This is a genomic window from Actinomycetota bacterium (assembly GCA_030650795.1).
In the GTDB taxonomy this organism is placed as follows: domain Bacteria; phylum Actinomycetota; class Actinomycetes; order S36-B12; family S36-B12; genus UBA11398.
In genome coordinates, this window is sequence record JAUSDJ010000031.1 from 371012 (window position 1) to 390102 (window position 19091).

General features: G+C 58.5%; 21 protein-coding genes and 1 riboswitch. Of the genes, 13 read left to right on the top strand and 8 right to left on the bottom strand.

Going from position 1 to position 19091, the window contains the following annotated elements:
- Positions 1-2: 2 nt before the first annotated feature.
- The 4 genes from Q7L55_11265 to pstC form a co-directional block, all read right to left on the bottom strand.
- Positions 3-1058 carry a substrate-binding domain-containing protein gene (locus tag Q7L55_11265; protein ID MDO8733126.1) on the bottom strand — a complete coding sequence of 352 codons (1056 nt, stop codon included), beginning with the start codon at positions 1056-1058 and terminating at the stop codon, positions 3-5.
- A gap of 129 nt (positions 1059-1187) precedes the next feature.
- Complete coding sequence (gene pstB, locus Q7L55_11270; protein ID MDO8733127.1) at positions 1188-1991, bottom strand: phosphate ABC transporter ATP-binding protein PstB; 804 nt, start codon at positions 1989-1991, stop codon at positions 1188-1190.
- Positions 1992-2033: 42 nt separating this feature from the next.
- Positions 2034-3119, bottom strand: coding sequence for a phosphate ABC transporter permease PstA (gene pstA / locus Q7L55_11275; GenBank protein ID MDO8733128.1), 1086 nt, complete (start codon positions 3117-3119; stop codon positions 2034-2036).
- Positions 3116-4084: a phosphate ABC transporter permease subunit PstC gene (pstC, locus tag Q7L55_11280; protein MDO8733129.1), complete on the bottom strand. Its 969-nt coding sequence runs from the start codon at positions 4082-4084 to the stop codon at positions 3116-3118. The genes pstA and pstC overlap by 4 nt, the downstream gene beginning before the upstream one ends.
- A gap of 130 nt (positions 4085-4214) precedes the next feature.
- On the opposite strand from pstC, the gene Q7L55_11285 reads away from it, so the two are divergent.
- The 7 genes from Q7L55_11285 to Q7L55_11315 all read left to right on the top strand — a co-directional run bounded on the left by Q7L55_11285 (position 4215) and on the right by Q7L55_11315 (position 10132).
- On the top strand, positions 4215-5255 hold the full coding sequence (locus tag Q7L55_11285) for a lysylphosphatidylglycerol synthase transmembrane domain-containing protein (GenBank protein MDO8733130.1): 1041 nt from the start codon (positions 4215-4217) through the stop codon (positions 5253-5255).
- 2 nt (positions 5256-5257) lie between these two features.
- Entirely contained in the window at positions 5258-5908 is a 651-nt protein-coding gene (locus Q7L55_11290) for a DsbA family oxidoreductase (GenBank protein MDO8733131.1), read from the top strand.
- The gene (locus tag Q7L55_11295) at positions 5905-6510 is read left to right on the top strand and encodes a histidine phosphatase family protein (GenBank protein ID MDO8733132.1); all 606 of its coding nucleotides are present in this window, start codon (positions 5905-5907) and stop codon (positions 6508-6510) included. The genes Q7L55_11290 and Q7L55_11295 overlap by 4 nt, the downstream gene beginning before the upstream one ends.
- Before the next feature lie 9 nt (positions 6511-6519).
- A complete protein-coding gene (locus Q7L55_11300) occupies positions 6520-6720 on the top strand; it encodes a hypothetical protein (protein MDO8733133.1) in 201 nt (66 codons plus the stop codon).
- A gap of 43 nt (positions 6721-6763) precedes the next feature.
- A riboswitch (TPP riboswitch) is annotated at positions 6764-6879 on the top strand.
- Positions 6871-7926, top strand: a complete 1056-nt coding sequence (locus tag Q7L55_11305) for a thiamine ABC transporter substrate-binding protein (GenBank protein ID MDO8733134.1) — start codon at positions 6871-6873, stop codon at positions 7924-7926. It overlaps the preceding riboswitch by 9 nt.
- A complete protein-coding gene (locus Q7L55_11310; GenBank protein ID MDO8733135.1) occupies positions 7890-9494 on the top strand; it encodes an ABC transporter permease subunit in 1605 nt (534 codons plus the stop codon). The genes Q7L55_11305 and Q7L55_11310 overlap by 37 nt, the downstream gene beginning before the upstream one ends.
- Positions 9491-10132: an ATP-binding cassette domain-containing protein gene (locus Q7L55_11315; protein ID MDO8733136.1), complete on the top strand. Its 642-nt coding sequence runs from the start codon at positions 9491-9493 to the stop codon at positions 10130-10132. Before Q7L55_11310 ends, Q7L55_11315 begins: the two co-directional genes overlap by 4 nt.
- Here the strand turns inward: Q7L55_11315 and Q7L55_11320 are convergent, their stop codons facing one another.
- On the bottom strand, positions 10133-10930 hold the full coding sequence (locus Q7L55_11320) for an exodeoxyribonuclease III (GenBank protein MDO8733137.1): 798 nt from the start codon (positions 10928-10930) through the stop codon (positions 10133-10135).
- 27 nt (positions 10931-10957) lie between these two features.
- A complete protein-coding gene (locus Q7L55_11325) occupies positions 10958-11509 on the bottom strand; it encodes a hypothetical protein (protein MDO8733138.1) in 552 nt (183 codons plus the stop codon).
- Positions 11510-11932: 423 nt separating this feature from the next.
- Here Q7L55_11325 and Q7L55_11330 point away from each other — a divergent pair, with 423 nt between their 5' ends.
- Both Q7L55_11330 and Q7L55_11335 read left to right on the top strand, forming a co-directional pair.
- Positions 11933-13393 carry an MFS transporter gene (locus Q7L55_11330; protein ID MDO8733139.1) on the top strand — a complete coding sequence of 487 codons (1461 nt, stop codon included), beginning with the start codon at positions 11933-11935 and terminating at the stop codon, positions 13391-13393.
- A complete protein-coding gene (locus Q7L55_11335; protein MDO8733140.1) occupies positions 13390-13956 on the top strand; it encodes a TetR family transcriptional regulator in 567 nt (188 codons plus the stop codon). The genes Q7L55_11330 and Q7L55_11335 overlap by 4 nt, the downstream gene beginning before the upstream one ends.
- On the opposite strand, the gene Q7L55_11340 is transcribed toward Q7L55_11335, so the two are convergent.
- The gene (locus Q7L55_11340; GenBank protein ID MDO8733141.1) at positions 13907-14398 is read right to left on the bottom strand and encodes a pyridoxamine 5'-phosphate oxidase family protein; all 492 of its coding nucleotides are present in this window, start codon (positions 14396-14398) and stop codon (positions 13907-13909) included. The two genes, Q7L55_11335 and Q7L55_11340, sit on opposite strands and share 50 nt — an antisense overlap.
- A gap of 2 nt (positions 14399-14400) precedes the next feature.
- Complete coding sequence (locus Q7L55_11345) at positions 14401-15162, bottom strand: enoyl-CoA hydratase-related protein (GenBank protein MDO8733142.1); 762 nt, start codon at positions 15160-15162, stop codon at positions 14401-14403.
- Between the two features lie 62 nt (positions 15163-15224).
- Between Q7L55_11345 and Q7L55_11350 the strand changes: the two genes are divergently transcribed.
- From Q7L55_11350 to Q7L55_11365, 4 genes are read left to right on the top strand one after another with little or no spacing between them, the layout of a single operon-like run.
- Positions 15225-16328, top strand: coding sequence for an acyl-CoA dehydrogenase family protein (locus tag Q7L55_11350; GenBank protein MDO8733143.1), 1104 nt, complete (start codon positions 15225-15227; stop codon positions 16326-16328).
- Positions 16325-17368, top strand: coding sequence for an acyl-CoA dehydrogenase family protein (locus Q7L55_11355; protein MDO8733144.1), 1044 nt, complete (start codon positions 16325-16327; stop codon positions 17366-17368). Before Q7L55_11350 ends, Q7L55_11355 begins: the two co-directional genes overlap by 4 nt.
- Positions 17365-18150, top strand: a complete 786-nt coding sequence (locus Q7L55_11360) for an enoyl-CoA hydratase-related protein (protein MDO8733145.1) — start codon at positions 17365-17367, stop codon at positions 18148-18150. The genes Q7L55_11355 and Q7L55_11360 overlap by 4 nt, the downstream gene beginning before the upstream one ends.
- A 20-nt stretch (positions 18151-18170) precedes the next feature.
- Positions 18171-19004 carry a hypothetical protein gene (locus tag Q7L55_11365; protein MDO8733146.1) on the top strand — a complete coding sequence of 278 codons (834 nt, stop codon included), beginning with the start codon at positions 18171-18173 and terminating at the stop codon, positions 19002-19004.
- Positions 19005-19091: the final 87 nt, after the last annotated feature.

Here is a 19091-nt window from a genome sequence, read left to right on the forward strand (position 1 = left end):
GACTACTTAATCTTCTGGACGTTCTCACGTGCCTTGGCGAGGATCTTTCCTGCCAACGGGACGTAGCCAAGCGATGATGCGCGTGAAGGTCCACACTTGGCCAGCACGTAGTCGAAGAACTGGCGAACGCCCAAACCGTTGGCGCCCTTGCCGTCAGTCTGTGCAAGGCCGTACGAGAAGATTGCAATCGGGTAAGCACCCTTGACCTTGTTCTCGTAGTTCAACTTCACGATGCCAGAAGACTGCATATCGACCTGAGTCGCCAGGTTCTTTGCGGCCGATGCGGCCGAAGGCGCGATGAACTCACCCATCGCATTCTGAAGTCGTGCTGACGGGTAGCCCCTGGCATCGCCAAGGTCGACGTAGCCGATGGTGCCCTCCTTGGCGAGCACGTTCGCCATGACGCCCTGATTGGTACGTCCAGCGACCGAGTTCTGCGGTGGCACACCACCGGGGAATCCGGTGGACATGTCATCTTGCACCTTGGTGAAGATTGTCGGCGCCCATGCATTCATGTACTGCAGGAAGTTGTTGGTCGTTCCTGAAGCATCCGAACGGTAAGAGATCGTGATTGGCACTGCCGGAATCGACTTGGCGATGCGCGGATTCTCCTTGAGGATTTCTGGAGCGTTCCACGTTGCGATCTGGCCGCCGAAGATCTTGGCTGCTGTTGTCTGAGTCAACTGAATCGAGGATCCCAAGGTTCGACCAGTAGTCGGGTTCTTCAGGTTGATCGCAAGTGCGATCGAACCGCCGATATTAGGCACGTATTCCCACGCGAAGGTTGGTTCCCCTGAGGCATATGCGGAGTCAGTCTGACCGAACACGAATGTGCCCTTAGCGAAGTTGCCCTTACCTGTTCCCGAGCCGGTAGAGGTATAGGTGACCGTGAAATTAGTCTGAGAGCCGTTGTAGTCGGCTGCGCACTGCTGCATGAATACGGCGGGGAACGAAGCTCCACCGCCCGGAACAGTTTCGGCTGCATTAGCCGGCGCAACCATGGCAAGCCCCGAGGCTGCGATTGCGGTACCGGCGACGATCGCGAGTGTGCGACGCACTGAATCCTCCTTTGATGAATGTGATGACTGCAATTTCGAAGTTACGTAATTCACGTTGCCGGTCAGGGACTTATCTGTGACGCGCAGTCAACTCCAAGATGAACAGTGCGTGCCGAGATGAACAGAGGCTTAACCGAAGCGACCGTTCACATAATCGAGGGTGCGCTGATCCTGAGGCTGACCGAAGATGTCAGTAGTGAGTCCCTGCTCGACAATGTGCCCTGGCTCGCCTTCTTGCGCGAGAAAGAAGGCCGTGTTGTCCGCAACTCGCACTGCCTGCTGCATGTTGTGCGTCACGATTACGATCGTTACTTCCTTCGACAACTGTCGAATTGTCTCTTCGATCTTGAGCGTTGACGCTGGATCAAGCGCAGAGCATGGCTCATCCATCAGCAGAACACTCGGCTGAACTGCGAGAGCGCGCGCGATCACTAGGCGCTGCTGTTGGCCGCCTGACAAATCACCGGCAGCATGGCTGAGCCTGTCCTTGACTTCATTCCACAATCCTGCAGCCGTAAGAGTCTGCTCAACAATCTCGTCGTGATTCTCGCGCTTCATTCCTGAAAGTTTGAGGCCTGAAAGAACGTTGCCACGGATGGTCATGCTTGGGAATGGATTCGGCTTCTGAAAGACCATTCCGATCTGCAAGCGAATATGCACAGGGTCAATATCTGAACTGTAAATGTCCTTGCCTTCATACAGGACAGACCCAGCTAGGGCGGCGCCTGGGATCAACTCGTGCAGGCGATTCAACGTTCTGATGAAGGTCGATTTGCCGCAGCCTGACGGTCCGATAAGGGCTGTCACGGTGTTCTTGGGAAAGTCGATGTCGACGTTCTCCAAAACCTTTCGCTTGCCAAACCAGACACTCACATGTTCCGCGCGCAATTCGCTAGGGGCGGTCCGACGCGTAACAAGGAGATCCGATTCCATCATGGCGACTTCCTCGAATTCAGCTGTAGACATGGCCATCTCCTATTTCGCACGACCTACGCGTCCTCGGCCGAGGACGCGTGCAAGGGTGAACAGAATTGCAATCAGAATCATGAGGGCAAGCGCGGCACCCCACGCCCGAGCGACAGCGTCGGGATATGGGACGGCCACATTGTTGAAGATGTACACGGGGATTGAAGCGATCGCCTGCCCAAAGGGGTTGATCACTGTTCCATCGTTGTTCCCAGCAGCGAGCAGCAGAGGTGCTGTTTCGCCGATGACACGAGCGATGCCGAGCAGGATTGCTGTGATGATTCCCGTCTTCGCCGCAGGAAGCACTACGCGCATCACAGTGCGTGCTCGCGTGGAGCCGAGGGCCAGTGCACCCGTACGGAGTTCGTCCGGGATCAGCTTGAGCACTTCTTCTGCGGTGCGCGCCACTGTAGGCAGCATCAGGATCGCGTACGCGAGTCCGCCTGCGAAAGCGTTCTGGCTGAACCAACCAGTCGACACGGCAATAGTCAGGATGAACAAACCCGCCACTACTGAGGGCACCCCACTCATTGCTTGGACAAAGAAGCGCACGTATGGCACTGCCTTGCCACGAACTTCGGTGATGTACACGGCGGTGGCGATGCCGATAGGAACGGCGAGCAGCGAGGCAATCGCCACGACCAAGATGGTCCCGACAAGCGCATGACCGATGCCGCCATAGTCAAGGGGAGTACTCGGATTGATGTAGACGCTGTTTTGGTAGATGAAGTGAGCACTGAGCGCCCGTAGCCCGCGAACAATGAGCGAGCCGATCAGTGACACGAGAACCACGATGCTGAAAACTGTCGAACCAATGGCATTGACGATGATGACCGAGTCAGCGATGCCGCGAACCCCACGAGTCGACCAGGCCGCGATGCCTGAGGCCACAATTTGAAGCGGGAAGTAGATGACGGTCAGGACAAGCGCGCCTGGAATGGGAGAAAAGAAGAAGAGTCCCGTTGAGATGAGCGCTGGGATCGCAACAGCAAGACCAACAGCAAGCGTGAAGGAGGGTGGCTTGTGTCGCCATGGTCGCTGTGGTGATTGGACCATGCTCTCGGGCCCACCCGGCTGGTAGGTCACGGTGCTCACTTCTTCAACCCGCCCGTCCGATTGACGATCAAGTTCGCCACGATGTTTACCCCGATCGTGCCCAGGAAGAGGAAGAATCCTGCGGCGAGCAAGAGATTCAACTCTTCTGGTCCTGATACCTCGCCGAAGCGCGAAACGATAAGCGTGGCGATGGAACCGCCACCAGACTCGATGATGTGGTACCAGTTCGTCTCAAAGGTGAGTTTCAAGACGAAGAACACTGCGATCGTCTCGCCCAATGCGCGTCCCAAACCCAGCATGACACCGCCAACGATCCCGCCACGCCCGTAGGGGAGAGCGACATACCGCAACATCGTCCACAGCGAACACCCGAGGGCTTCCGCGGCATTGATTAAGTCTGGAGGTGTACGCCCAAGCACCTCTCTTGAGATCGACGTGATGATGGGAATCATCATGATTGCCAAGACCAGACCTGCGATGAAAGGGGTGCCCGAAAAATTCTGCGACGTATTCTGAAAGATCGGAATCCAACCGAGGTACTGGTTGAGGAGTTGCTGCCACTGCTCAGCTGGTGGATTCAGGATGTAGAAAGCCCACAGGCCGATGATCACTGACGGAATTGCAGCCAACAGGTCGATCAGATTGGTCAGCACCGAAGAGAGCTTCTGCGGCGCCAAGAACACCATGAAGATCGAAAGCATGAGGGCGACGGGCACAGCGATGACGAGCCCAATTACAGCCAACAGGACTGAGCCATAGAGCATCCCCCAAATTCCAGCCGTTGGCGGATCTGTGTTGATATCCCAACCGGTCGAGAAGATGAAGGACAGGCCTTCCGTCTGGAAGGCCGACACCGCTTGTACGCCCAGGAAAATGGCAATCCCTGCAAGCACTACAAGGGACGTGAATGCGGCGCCCGTGACCAGCCGGCTGAAAACCCGATCGCCTCGATGCGAAGTCGCGGCCGAATGCAGGTCGCGTTGTTCCAGGTCGGGATTGGCCATATCCGGATGCTGTCTGAGTGAGGTTGACGTCAGGGGGCATCCCTAGAGAACACCAGCCATCACACACATGAACGGATGGTGAATTCGACTAGGCCCAATAGAGCAAGCCAACGCCGCTAAGGTCACTTGAATGAGTTCCAGACCGTCTGGCAAAACGGTGCGCACAGCGCTCACTGCTGTGATCGGGCTCGTCATCGTGATCGCGGTATTTGCGTTCCTGTTCCCGCAAATGGGTGACTACCGAGCCGCGCTCACCCAAATTGCCGACATGGCGCCCATTTGGATTGCCGCACTTGCAGTTGCCAGTGCCATCAACATCGGGATCTATCCATTCACCACTTCCGCGGCGATGCCTGAGGTCGGCTACCGGACCAGCTTCATCAATCGCCAGGCGGGATTTTCGATCAGCAACATCCTGCCCGGCGGCGGCGCCCTCGCCGCAGCAACTCAATACGCAATCCTGGCGCGCTACGGGGTTGAAGCTGCTCGCGCCGCAGCAGCAGTCACAGCCGATGCCATCTGGACCTATTTGCTGATTCTCGGCGCACCGGCCGTTGCCGTGACCCTGCTCGTGGCCGATGGCCACTCCGCTACCGCCTACGTCACCATCGCCGGCCTCGGACTTGGCGCTGTCGTGATGTCGATTCTCGGGATCGTTGCCGTACTTCGATCAGAGACCACCGCAAGAAGAGTTGGCGAGTTCTTGCAATCACCGGCTAACAAGCTCTATAGCTTGATTCGCAAGACTCCTCCTGACCTCTCCGAGGCACTTGCCAACTTCAACAAGCATGCGTCAGTGATGGTGAGCACCCGATGGAAGCAATTGACGCTCACAAACGTAGCCGCTCAGATGGCTCCGATCCTGGTGCTCGTCGTTGGACTTGCGGCTCTCGGCGTATTTCCCGATCCGGTGAACGCGATCGAAGTCTTCGCGGCATTCTCGATCTCGCTGATTCTCACGAGTATTCCGCTCACGCCCGGCGGACTTGGCACTGTCGACGCAGCGCTGGTCGCCTTGCTGGTGGCATTTGGCTGTCCGGCGGCCGACGCCATCGCGGCCGATCTGATCTGGCGGCTGGCTTGGTTCGTTCCGCAATTGCTCGTCGGTCTGACTGCCCTGGGTATCTACGCTTGGGATAGACGACGTCAGCCCCTGACGAGTGAGGATTGAACATGCAGATCGAAGTCTGGTCAGATCTCGTGTGTCCGTGGTGCTTCATTGGCAAGCGCCAGCTCGAAATTGCCCTCGAAAACTTCGAGCACAAGGACGAGGTCACCATCTGGCATCGCGCGTATCAACTCAATCCGCAAGCAAGCAAAACGACGCAGCGCACGACCGAACTGCTCGCCGCGAAGTACGGCGTCAGCGTTGCCGAGGCAACTGAGATGCAGCGCGGCATCACTGAGACAGCAGCAAGCGTCGGCTTGAGCTATCAACTGGATCGCACACTCACTGGCAATACTCTCGATGGTCATCGGCTTGTGCTCTGGGCGCAAGATCAGGATCTGGCATCGGGCACGCTCTTGCTCAACACCCTGTTCAGCGCCTATTTCGAGCAAGGGGCCTCGATTTTCGGAGTCGAAGAGCTCACGGCGTTCGCGGTCGCAGCCGGCTTCGAAAGTGCAGCGACCAATACTCTGCTCTTGGGCGACGACTACGCCGACTTCGTCTATCGCGATCAAGCAATCGCCAGAACTTTGGGCTGCACGGGCGTGCCGTTCTTTGTTCTCGATGAACGTTTTGGCGTTACTGGCGCACAATCCAGCGAGCTTTTTGAATCTGCACTGGCTCAGGCCCGGGAAGCAGACTCGGTCGCCCAATGAGTGGTGGACAGATCTTCCTCGTTCGTCACGGAGAGACCGAATGGAGCAATTCTGGAAGGCACACTGGCCGCACCGAAATACCGTTGACCGAGCATGGCGAAAGAGATGCCCGCGCAGTTGCAGCATTGATCCCGCCGCATCCTGATCTCGTCTTGTGCAGCCCACTGCAACGGGCGCAGCACACGGCCACTCTCGCCGGGCTCAAAGTCACGCGCACAGATCCAGATCTCCTCGAATGGGATTATGGCGCTTGGGAGGGCCTGACCACCGCAGAGATCCGCACACAACTGAACGAACCCACGTGGACGATTTGGTCTGATCCGATCCCGGCTGGCGCCACCCCCGGTGAGCAGTTGGCTGATATTCATGCGCGAACCGCGCGGGTGATCTCGCAATGCTTGCCCATTGTCGAGCAAGGCGGTGTGTGCGTGCTCGTGGCTCACGGTCACCTCCTGCGAATTCTCACTTCTACTTGGCTGGCACTGGAGCCCATTGATGGCCGATTGTTTGCACTGGATCCCGCAACCTTGTCGATTCTCGGATTCGAGCATGAGCAGCACGTGATCCGAACCTGGAACGCAAGCAGCCAGCAACCTCAGTAGGTTGATCAGGTGCAAAACGACAGCGCCACCCAAAGGCAGATCAAGTTCGCCGTCTTCCTTCAATCGATGGCCGGGCTCTTGCTCATCACCGCTGGAGTTGTCCGATGGACCGCAGTCGGATTCGATGGATGGTCACTGGTGTTCATCCTTGCCGGACTCGGCTCTGCAACTGCTGCCTTGTTCCTCATTCGCGCCTTGCGCAAGTTCTAATTGATCGGGTGCCAGCAAGCCCCAAGCCATCCACCTCTAGACTGCAATGACCAAGGGGAGCTCGCAGATTCGGCGCGCTGAGAGGGTGGACGTCTCCACCGACCCAATGAACCTGATCTGGGTAATGCCAGCGCAAGGGAGAAGGTGGAAATGCGTTTCCATGCATCAAAATTGACCATCGGGCTCGTCGTGAGCAGTGGGATTCTGCTCAGCGCCTGCAGCAGCAATACCGAGTCCTCCGGACCGACAACCGTACGACTACTCGCACACGATTCCTTTGTCGTAAGCCAGTCGCTCGTCGATCAGTTCAAGAAAGACACCGGAATCACGATTGAAGTGACGACTGGAGGCGATGCGGGTTCGATGGTTGCCGGAGCCGTGCTCGCTTCGGGCTCGCCGAGCGCCGACGTCATGTTCGGCATCGACAACACATTGCTTTCCAAGGCTGTGGATGCCGACGTCTTCAGCTCCTACACCGCCGCTGACGTCAACTCGATCGTGCCGAGTCTTCGCGAGGACACCGCGGGTGGATTAGTGACGCCGATCGACTATGGCGATGTGTGCATCAACATTGACGATGTCTGGTTCGCCAAGCATCACTTGGCAGCGCCGACCAACATCGATCAACTCACGAGCAAGCAGTACAAGGACTTACTCGTGGTTGAGGATCCGGCGAGTTCTTCCCCTGGTCTGGCCTTTCTTCTGGCAACGATCGCCAAATACGGAGACGGCTGGACGAAGTACTGGGAGGAGTTGAACGCGAACGGAGTCAAAGTCTCTGGAAGTTGGACTGACGCATACGAAAGTGTCTTCAGCGCAAGCAAGGGCGACCGTCCCATGGTTGTCTCGTACGCAACAAGCCCGCCAGCCGAGATCGTCTACTCCGAGGCACCGAAGCCAAGCAAGCCCTCGACCTCAGTTCTGACAGAAGGCTGTTACCGGCAAGTTGAGTTTGCAGGTGTACTCCGCGGGACTCAGAATGAAGCAGCGGCGCAGAAGGTTGTCGATTGGCTGCTTTCGGCGCCTGTGCAAGCCGATGTTCCGCTCTCGATGTTCGTCTTTCCAGCTCGCTCCGGTGTGCCGCTGCCCAAGGTATTCACCAAGTTCGCGGCGCAGGTGCCCAAGCCAATGCAGCTTCCAGCCTCAGATGTGAACTCTCATCTGAATGAGTGGCTCAAGACTTGGGGTCAGGTGATGGGCCGCTGAACGCACCAAGCTGGCTGAAGTGGGCGTGGGTTCCCCCTGCTCTCTTTCTTGCTGTTCTTCTTGGCGCACCCATCACGACAGTTCTGCAGCATTCGCTCGAAGCAGTCGGCAACTTCGACTGGTCATCAACTATGCGCATTGCTGGGCTTGCCGCAGTGCAAGCACTCATCAGCGCGGGCTTTGCATTGGCCATCGGCATCCCGCTTGCTGCTGTGCTGAGCAGCTACCAATTTCGCGGCCGAGCGTTGACTCAGGCACTTGTCACAGTGCCCTTTGTCTTACCCACAGTGGTCATCGCCTTGGCCTTTCGAGGCTTGCTTGGTTCATTCCTGGAACCAGGCTTTCTTCTCGTTATCGCAGCGCACACATACATCAATCTCGCTGTCATCGTTCGGATCGTCGGTGCGACTTGGCAGCAATTGGACACCCGCGAGGTGACTGCGGCCCGCGCCTTGGGAGCCACCCCATTCCGCGCTTTCGTCACAGTCACGCTGCCACAACTGCGCGGGGCCATTTTGTCCGCAGCAGCGGTCGTGTTCGTGTTCTGCTTTACCTCCCTTGGTGTGGTGCTGGTACTGGGTGACAGCAGCACTCGCACTTTGGAGTCGCAGATTCTCCGCGAGACCTCGCTGCTGCTCGACTTTCCCACCGCTGCGATGACAGCTGTCCTGCAGTTGATCCTCGTAACAGTTGTGCTACTCCTCGGAGCACGTGCTTCAGTGACACGAACTCGATCCACCCCGGTTTTGCGCATAGCGCGATTGCCTCGACCGCGGAGGCTGCGTCAAAGAATCTTCGTGTTCGCAATAGCCGGAGCCGGCGTGGCGATCGTATTGCTGCCACTGGTATCTCTCGCCTTTGACTCCATCAGAGGGCAGGACGGATGGACTCTGCAGTGGTGGCAGTCGCTCACCTCACTGGACGCCGGAACAACGCGGCTTGCAAGCCCAGCTTCGGCCATCGCAGTGTCGCTGAAGTACGCAGTGATTTCCGGGCTCATCGCTGGATTCATTGGTGTACTTGCTGCCATGAGCGTGCTCGCCCACCGCGTTGGTCGGGCCGTGGCGCTCGTGGCGCTGGCACCCCTGGGATTGTCGGCCGCGACTCTTGGCCTTGGACTGATGTTGTCCTTCGGTCGACCTCCAATCGACTTGCGGTCACTGGATCTCCTCATCCCGCTGGCTCATTCGCTCGTCGCGGTGCCATTGGTGATCGCAGTAGTGCTCCCAACATTGCGAGCCACTGATGCGCGCGCTGCCACGGTCGCCAGCGCGCTTGGTGCTCGCCCGACACGAGCGTTCTTCACTGCCTATGGACCTACCTTGCGCATAGTTCTGCTTGCGGCTGGCGGCTTGGCGGCCTGCGTTTCGCTTGGCGAATTCGGAGCGGCCTCATTCCTAGCCCGATCAGGCGCACCAACTGTGCCTCTTCAGATCATGCGCCTACTGCAAAGACCTGGTGACGCCTCGCTCGGTGTGGCTACGGCACTCGCGATGGTCCTGGTCATTGGAACGGTCCTGCTGATCCTTGGCGTCGATGCCCTTGGTCGTAGGAGTTTGGCCCGATGACGAGCGGACTGGAGTTGATTGAGTGTTCGATCGGCTATGACAGCCCATTGCTTCAGGCCGAACTCGTAGTACCGCAAGGAGACATCGTGGCAATCCTGGGCCCAAGTGGCTGCGGAAAATCCACCTTGCTCGCGTCGATTCTCGGCAGCGTGCCGCTCCTTTCGGGACAGATTCACGTCGCCGGCGTGGGCGTCACTTCGTTGCCCATCCATAAGCGCAGAGTGGGGATGGTCTTTCAGGACCCGCTCTTGTTTACACACCTCACGGTGGGCCGAAACGTGATTTACGGACTGCGACGCGCAGGAATGGCCTCAAATCAGGCGCGAGCACGCGCGAGTGAACTGCTGGCCTGGGTCGGCTTGGAAGGCTACGAGGATCGTTCCCCCCTTGAACTCAGCGGTGGGCAAGCACAGCGCGTTGCCCTGGTGCGCTCCTTGGCGCCCAACCCGGCCCTACTGCTGCTCGATGAGCCCTACAGCGCACTTGATACCGATCTTCGTGCGAGGCTGGCAGCTGAAGTAGCGGGACTTCTGCGCGAGAAGGGCGTGACCGCTATCCACGTGACCCACGATGAGTCAGAAGCTCGATCCATCACGGACACGATCTATCGAATTCACGATCAGACTCTCGGCGCCTGACTACGCAAAGTCAGCGATGACCGGCGCGTGGTCACTCCATCGTTCGGCGTAGGTGGCTGCTTTTCCGATGACCACGGACTGGGCGCGCTTGGCCAAGCCAGCTGTGGTGATGATGTAGTCGATACGCCATCCACCATCGGTATCGAAACTCTTTCCGCGCATCGACCACCAGGTGTACGGGCCAGGACCATCGCCGCCGAACTTGCGCCCTAGATCCGTCCAAATCTTGTCAAACCACCGATCAAGGTAGATCCGCTCCTCTGGAAGGAAGCCGGCATTCTTGCGATTGCCCCTCCAGTTCTTGAGGTCGACTTCGCGATGCGCGATGTTGAAGTCACCGCAGATGACGGCTGGCTTCTTGCGGCGAGGGGACGCCAACTTGGCGAGTCTGGCTTCCATCGACTCCAGGAAGACATATTTCGCATCCTGGCGCACAGTGCCAACCTCGCCCGAATGGACGTAGACCGACGCGAGAGTGATGGGTCCGACGTCGGTATCGACTTCAACCTCGACCCAACGGCCTTCACTGTCGAGTTGAGGATCGCCCGTCTTGATTCGCTTGAGTGGGCGCTTACTCAGCACAGTCACACCGGCACGACCCAGCTGCGGAGCTGGCGAGTGCTCGACGAAGTAGGCGGCTAGCGGTGACTCGCGCAGTACTTCGTGCAACTGCTCGTGGGTGGCTCGAACCTCTTGCATGCAGATGACGTCCGCACCGGAGTCGGCGAGCCAACCCAGCCCACCATGACGGGCGGCCGCGCGAATCCCATTGACATTGACGGTGAGCACTCGAAGCATGTCCGCATCGTGCCAGAAGTCAGCGCGCTAGCAGTGCCAACGGCCGCCACGCCAATGCTTGGCACCTGACTTTGTCTTCTCCCAGTTGTAGATCGTGCTGAAGGCGGCGTCCTGCCAATAGCGGGTCCATTTGGAGATAGGGGTAGCTCTCAGTTTCGCCATCGCCTGCTGTGCTGCAGTCTTGCCGAGCAGGCCTTGATGCTCCTTGAGCATCATCCAGGTAACGCCACGGGCAAGTGAGCCAGACATTTGATACGCCCCGCGATAGCCATTATGCGAAACAGAGGTGTAGTGACCGGAACTCTCGCGATGCACGATGCATTTGCGAACTCGCTCGACGGAAGGCCGAAAGAACTTCCCGCGGTACAGACTCGGCTCGACGCCATTGCGGTCCAGGGTCTCTGTGGAGGCGAAGGCGAATTTCCAGGTCTTGGCCGCAAGAGTTGCTGCCTTTGCTGTTGCTGCGCTTTGGCTGATAACCAAGGCAGTCGGTTCTTGGGCTTGGGCGGGTGAGGTCATCGGAAACAGCCCCACAGCCAGCGATGCCACCACAAGGGCGGCACGGTGCGCAATGCGCATTGGTCCTCTTCGGTCAGCACCTGGAGGTGCGTGGCGGGACCTCGGGTCAATGCGCAGCGCGGCCATCGGTCCGGCCCACTGCACTCTCCAACGAACGAGACCGCCGCCCCGAATCGCACGGAACGGACCACAAGGGCCACGCAGTTCTTGGCCACGGCCAAGGAGTTCCCCGAGCTCAAATCTCAAACTCGGACTGCATGACGATACGAACCTCTTCCGCGATTTCCAAGCCTTCGCCTCTCGTCTGCTTGGGGCATTTCATCCGATTTGTCCATATATTGGCGGAGATCTGGCTCACATGACTCGCCATCTTCCCCGAAGGAAGATGTGAGATGAACCACCGGTCGTTCTGGTGGAAATGAGCGTTTTGACGTATGTGGTTGAATGGGTGAACGGTTGTTCACCACCATTGGTTAGGCGGATATGCCCGAGCGTCAACAGCACCTCTACTCACCGGCCGCGATCATCGCGGTCCTGGCGGTCAGCGGCATGGGCGTCTCGCTCATGCACACCCTGCTCGTGCCATTGCTTTCGGATCTACCAGGCTTGCTGAATGCGTCCACCGACGATGTTTCGTGGGTCGTCACCGCCACGCTGCTCGCCGCAGCTGTGGCCACCCCGACCTTGACGCGGCTGGCCGATATGTACGGCAAGCAGCGGATCATGCTCGTCTGCCTTGGCTTGCTGCTTGCGGGATCAGTAATCGGCGCACTGAGCAACAGCCTCATGCTGATCATCGTTGCGCGCCTGCTGCAAGGCGCATCCTCGGCACTCATTCCCATCGGCATCAGCATCATGCGAGATGAACTCCCGGCCGAGAAGTTGGGCGCTGCCGTGGCCCTCATGAGTGCGACACTTGGCGTAGGTGCCGCAATGGGAATGCCAATGGCGGGCATCATCTACACCACTCTCGGATGGCACGCCGTGTTCTGGGTATCCGGCCTTTTCGCAATCATCATGGCCATTGCAATTGTGACAGTGGTGCGCGAATCCGAGATCCGCACTGGCGGCTCATTCGACTATCTCGGCGCCATCTTGCTGTCTGGAGCGCTCACTTCGCTCCTGCTCGGCATTTCAAAAGGCGGCTCTTGGGGATGGACGAGCCAGCAGACTCTGCTGACATTTGGTGTGAGTGCCGCGATCCTTGCCCTCTGGGCTCCGTGGGAGTTTCAGGTCAAGCAGCCGCTGGTGGATCTGCGGATCAGCTTGAAGCGCCCCGTGCTCATGACCAATATCTCCGCAATCCTCATGGGCTTCGCGATGTACGCAAACATGCTCTCGACCTTGCAAATGCTCGAGATGCCAGCCATCACTGGCTACGGCCACGGGCTGACGCCGCTTCAAGCCGGATTGGCAATGATTCCCACGTCGCTGACGATGGTTGTCCTCGCGCCCGTGTCTGCAGGTGTGACGCGAAGATTCGGGGCAAAAATCACACTCATCACCGGCGCTTTGGTGATGGCATTTGGCTACATTCTGCGGGTGTTCATGCACGACACTGTCACGCTCATCATGATCGCCGCCGTCATCGTCGCGGCCGGCACAGCTGTCTCATACGCGGCGATGCCAATGTTGATCATGGGCTCGGTGCCGGAAACCGAAACTTCTGCGGCCAATGGCCTGAACACCCTGCTTCGCAGCGTTGGTGCGTCAGTGTCCAGTGCAGCCGTGGCATCGATCCTCTCGGTGACCACACTGAGTGTCGCGGGGCAAACCCTGCCATCTCTTGCGGCCTTCCAGCACATCTTCCTGTTCGCGGCTGCTGCCTCGCTCATCGGTGCGCTGGTCGCCATGGCTATTCCAAGGCCTGCTCATCATGAACTTGATCCCATCGATCCCAAACTCGTCGAAGAGCTCACCCACCGACATGAGGCCTTGAAGTGAAGACAAACTCCCGAGATGTCGTGCTCGACGCAGCCCAGCGGCTGTTCGCTGAGCGCGGCTACCCGTCCGTGACCATCCGTCAGATTGCTGCGGAATCCGGTCTCTCTGCTTCGATGGTGATGAAGGTTGGTGGGAGCAAGGCCAAGCTCTACGAAGACGCCGCGCCGTCGGTGCCCCCGCCCTTTGACCCTTCAATTCCGCGCGAAAAGGTCGGTGAGGCACTTGCCCAAAGGGTCCTCGACCGGCAGGCCGCCGGAATGGCGGAGCCCTGGGTGCAAGCGGTGTTTCGAACTGCCGATGCCCCCGACCCACAATCCGAACGCGAGGAGTTTCGCGCGTGGGCGCTCAAGCACGTATCGCCCCTTGTTGAGCCCGGCGAAGATCTCGAGTCACGCGTGGAACTGCTCGCCTGCCTGATCCTTGGATTGGCCGTGGGCTTGCGCACCCAAAGGCTCCTCGAAAACACCGAGGACGAATGGATCGTGCGCAACTACGGCCGCTTGATCCAACTGGTCAGCGAGGGGGTCGTAATGCCTCGTTCTTCTGAAAATTCCAACTCGTGATCTTGCTCGGCTGCACGCGCAGCCAGGCGTGAAATCCATCTGGAAGATAGACATCACTCTGTGAATATTTGGCGGCAAAGGACCGCTCGATTGGAAGCAGTTCATCGCTGATTTCTGAGCCGCGTGGGACTGCACCCACGACTGCGACGGTACCTTCAATCTCCACTCCGCACAGGTCCGAGTACTCCTGACCACCGTCGACGACGATGGCAATGCGCGGCTCACGCTGCAGATCGACCCAGCGCTGGCTGCGCACAATGGAGTTGAGCCACAGCGCAGACCCATCCCACACGAACCACAGAGGTGTCACGTGCGGTGCGCCATCCGAGCCGACCGTGGCCACCCGACACACTCGTTGACTTCCCAGGAACGTGTCGCGCTCTTCATCGGTCATCGCGATGCGGCGACTGCGACGCTGCTGCTTCAATCCGTCGTCTGACATGGCTACCGGCCCTTCCATTCAGGTGAACGTTTCTCAAAGAAGGCGGCTAGGCCCTCCTGCATGTCTTCAGATTCAAGAATCGCCTCAACTGCGACGCGAGTCGCCTCCCAGCCAAGCGCATCCTCATCTGCCAATTGCGCATTGATGGCTTTCAGGGTCTGCTGCACCGAATGCGGTGACGCCACACAGATGCGCTCGGCAAGTTCCACCGCGGCTTGACACGCTCGCTCGGGTTCAGTGACCTGGCAGACGAGTCCGAGTTGATAGGCCCTGTCAGCATCGAGGCTGGTGCCAGCGATGAGCATCTCGCGCGCAACATTGAGAGGCAATGCCCGCATCGCGCGGAAAAGCGCTCCTGAGGTGGCAATGACCCCGCGCTGAACTTCAGGTAAGGCAAAGCGTGCCGTCTTGGAGGCAACAATCAAATCGCAAGCGAGGGCGATTTCGAAGCCGCCACCTAATGCATTGCCTTCGACAGCAGCAATAAGCGGCTTCACGCGTTGTCGACGGATCAGGCCATATTCCCCTCCGCGTTCAGTTGATCGCGAATCACGGGAACTCATATCGGTTCCGGCCGAGAACATCGTGGGAGTACCAGTGATGACTCCGGCCCACAGATCGGGATTGTCTTCCAGTTCATTCAGGGCAATATCGATCGCTTCGGTGATCTCGCTATTGATGGCATTGCGCTTCTCAGGTCGATCAATCGTGATCACCAGAATCCGTCCACGTTGCTCATGTCTGGCAGTCACATTCGAAACCATAAGGGGGTGCTTGCCACCTAGAGTGCGGATCGGGGAGATTGCCGTCATGAGGGAAGGTCTGCATGTCTGAGCTGGCAGCTTTGCGTTCAGAGATTCGCGGATTCATTCAAGACGAGTTGGCTCAAGGGCACTTCACCGCCCATTGCGATTCCTGGCTCACCGGATTCGATCCTGAATTCAGCGCCCGGCTTGGTCATCACGGGCTCATCGGTCTCATGCTGCCCCGAGAATTCGGTGGACGTGGATTGGGCGTCGCAGAGCGCCTGGTGGTCAGCGAAGAGCTGCTCGTAGCTGGAGCCCCAGTGTCAGCGCATTGGTTTGCCGAACGACAGTTCGCCCCTTCGATTCTGCGACATGGCACACCCGCTCAACAGCGCGAATGGCTGCCTCGGGTCACAGACGGCAAAGCCTGGATCTCAATTGGCCTAAGTGAGGCCGATGCCGGCTCAGACTTGGCAGCCATACGCACTCGTGCCGAGCAAGTCGAGGGTGGTTGGTCGATCACCGGAGCCAAACTCTGGTCTAGCGGCGCCCACTCTGCGCACGCAATTGTTGTGCTCGCACGCACGGGCGGCCTGCGTCACGAGGGCCTCACGCAGTTCATCGTTCGCCTGCCCAATGCAGGCATTGAGATTCGTCCGATCCCGTTGATCAGCGGCGAGCATCACTTCAATGAGGTGGCCTTTGACTCGGCGTTCGTGCCTGACGGCGACGTCCTTGGACCAATCGGCAATGGTTGGACTCAGGCCATGCAGGAATTGGCGTTCGAGCGAGCCGGGCCAGAACGATATCTCTCCACATTTCCGTTGCTGCAGGAATTGCTCTCCGGCCTAGGTCCGTCCGCAGGTTCGGCTTCCCAAATCGGCCGCTGCATTGCCGAGATCACCAGCTATCGCGCGATCAACCAATGCGTTGTGGAGCATCTGGCTGCCGGTCAGACTTCGGCAATCGAGATTCCGCTCCTCAAATCGCTCGGCACTCGATTTGAACAGCGAACTGTGCAAGTCGCGCTCGATCTTGTTGCAGATCAAGGTCGAACATCTGCAGCGAGTACGCAAGCACGATCACTTTTGCGCGAGGCACAGTTTCAAGCGCCTGGATTCACCATCCGAGGGGGCACGAACGAAGTTCTGCGCGGCATCGTCAGCAAGGGTCTGAGCCGATGAGCCAACTCGACTGGCCACTGACTCCTGAACGCAGCGCTCTGGCTGATGCGCTGATTGCAATGTGCGAGGGCACCGATGACCAACTCATGAGTGCCCTCGAAGAGGCGGGTATCGGCTGGATTGGCATCGCTGAGGCCGAGGGAGGATCGGGTGGAGATGATGCTGACCTGGCTGTCGCGCTACGACTTCTGGCTGGTCGGGCGCGAAATACGGATCTTGCCGAAAGCGGATTCATCAGCGGATGGGCTTTGCAGAAATGTGGTCACGTAGAGCTTCAGAGCAAGCTCGCGCCCGCCTTCGACATCGGCTCTGAGTTGGCAGCGGCGCGGGCGGATGGCGCTTGGCAGATCACCGGCCGCGCATTGAACGTTCCAATTGCCGAAAACACACACTTGGCAGTACTCCCAGTGCTGATCGATCAGCTCTGGCACATCGCTCTAGTAGCCATGAGCCAGGCAGAGATCATTGCTGGCAGCAATCTCGCCGGTGAAAGTCGAGCAGAGCTTCTTCTGGACAACGCCGAAGTTGCACTTTTGTTGCCGCTGCCTTCGGAAGTCGGCTGGATTGATCTGCATGCCCGCCTTGCATTAGCGCGAGCTGTTCAGATCTCAGGTGCTCTCTTGGCGCTGCGTGATCTGACCGTCAACTATGCCCGAACCCGGGAACAATTCGGCAAGCCGATCGCCGAGCAGCAGGCGGTAGCACACATGTTGGCCGCGATCGCAGAACAAACTCTTCTTGCCGAAGCAGCAGTTGCCACCGCAATCAATTCCCCAACCGTCTGGAATTGCGCGATCGCAAAGAGTGTGGCTTCCCGCGCCGCGCGAAGAGCGAGTGCCGATGCACATCAAGTGCACGGGGCGATGGGTATGAGCCAGGAATATCCACTCGGCTCGCTCACCACCCGGTTGTGGTCATGGATCGAAGAGGGTGGTAGGCCTGAAGAGTGGGAGACCTGGCTCGGAACTCAATTCATGCGGCAGGATCAACCGCAATTGTGGGAAGCCATCGTCAATGCAGGGGAAGGTCAGGATCGATGAGCGAGGAAATCCTCTATTCAGTGACAAATGCCGTTGCAACACTCACCTTGAATAGACCTGCTCGGCGCAATGCCTTCACTCTGAGCATGGTGAACCTGTGGGCGGACCTGCTGTTGAAGGCCGACGCAGATCCAGAAGTTCGCGTCATCGTGATCACAGGTGGCAACGAAGCCTTCTGTGCCGGAATTGATCTCGAAGCGCTCGCCGCTGTGGACCCCTCGGCTTTGGCCCGCCGCGAATTCCTCACCAAGGACATCCATCGCGTCGCACTCACATTGGATCGCATCGACAAACCAGTGATTGCAGCCGTGGCCGGTGCAGCCGTTGGTGCCGGCATGGATATGGCTCTGATGTGCGACATGCGTATTGCCGCGCAATCCGCCAGATTCAGCGCGGCATATGTTCGCCTTGGCGTCGTACCCGGTGACGGCGGTTGCTACTACTTGCCCCGACTTATTGGCACAGCAAAGGCACTCGAGCTATTGCTCACTGGCGATACCGTCACCGGTGCTGAAGCCACACAGATCGGGTTCGTCAACACTGTTGTTCACGATGACGAACTCCTTGCGCACACTCAAGCCTTGGCCGAACGCATTGCTCGACAGGCGCCCATCGCAGTGAGCTTGATCAAGCGCACTGTCTATCAATCTGCCGATATCGACCTCCGAACCGCGCTCGATCTGGTTGCATCCCATATGGGAGTGATCATGACAACGCATGATCACCAAGAAGCCTTGGCGGCTCTGCGCGAGAATCGCCCGGGAGCCTTTCAAGGAAAGTAGGCAGCACAATGAGCAGAGTCTTGAATCTAATCCGGCATGGACATGTCAATCAGTTCTGCAAGGACTATGACGGTCTCCTTGACTACTACCGCACGAGTTTCGACTCTCCAGTGTTCATGGAATTCAGCACACCTGAGTTCGGTGCTAGGAATGCGCTGTACGTGGCTGGCGCGGCATGCTTTGAAGTCTTCTCGCCCACATTGCCTGATCTGGCCATCGACTCTTGGATTAAGAAATTCGGCGAGCGCTGGCACTCCCTTGAATGGACCGTGCCGTCGCTGGAGGAAGCAATTGAGATCGTTCAAGAGCGCGGCATCCGCATCACCGATCACGCACCTGACCAGTACATATTCGTGCATCCTCGTGACTGCCATGGGCTGTCACTTGAACTGACCACCGCTCGCTTCGAACATGATCCACGCGAGACTTCGGATTGGGACCCGAGCAAGGGCGCGGGCAGCAATCCGATCGGCATCTGCGGCGGACCGACGATCACTGTGTGCGTCAAAGACGCTCAGGCATCCGTGGCATGGATGGCTGAGTTCACTGGGCGGCAGCCATCAACTTCACATGTCGGTACAGCACACCTTTCTGCGGCGCTGGATTTTGGGGATCACATCGTTGAGTTCGTCTCGCCTTCGGATAACGAAGCCGATGTTGGCCTACGGGAAGCTCTCGCTGAGAGAGGCGCCGCAATTTATGCAGTGACTCTGCCAGTGCGCTCTCTTGGAGATGCCCAACAGGAACTCGACGCTCGCGGGGCAAGGACCAGCATGACCACGGGCGGCAGCATCCCGCTATTGCTGGCCGATCCGACTCAAACCGGGGGCGCACTCTTGCGATTCCGGGAGTAGCAAAGCGACTGCACATCTTCCTCGTCCACAGGCGAACTCCCACGTCGATCCTTACCCAACTCTGACAATTCTGCGTTTGATCGCATG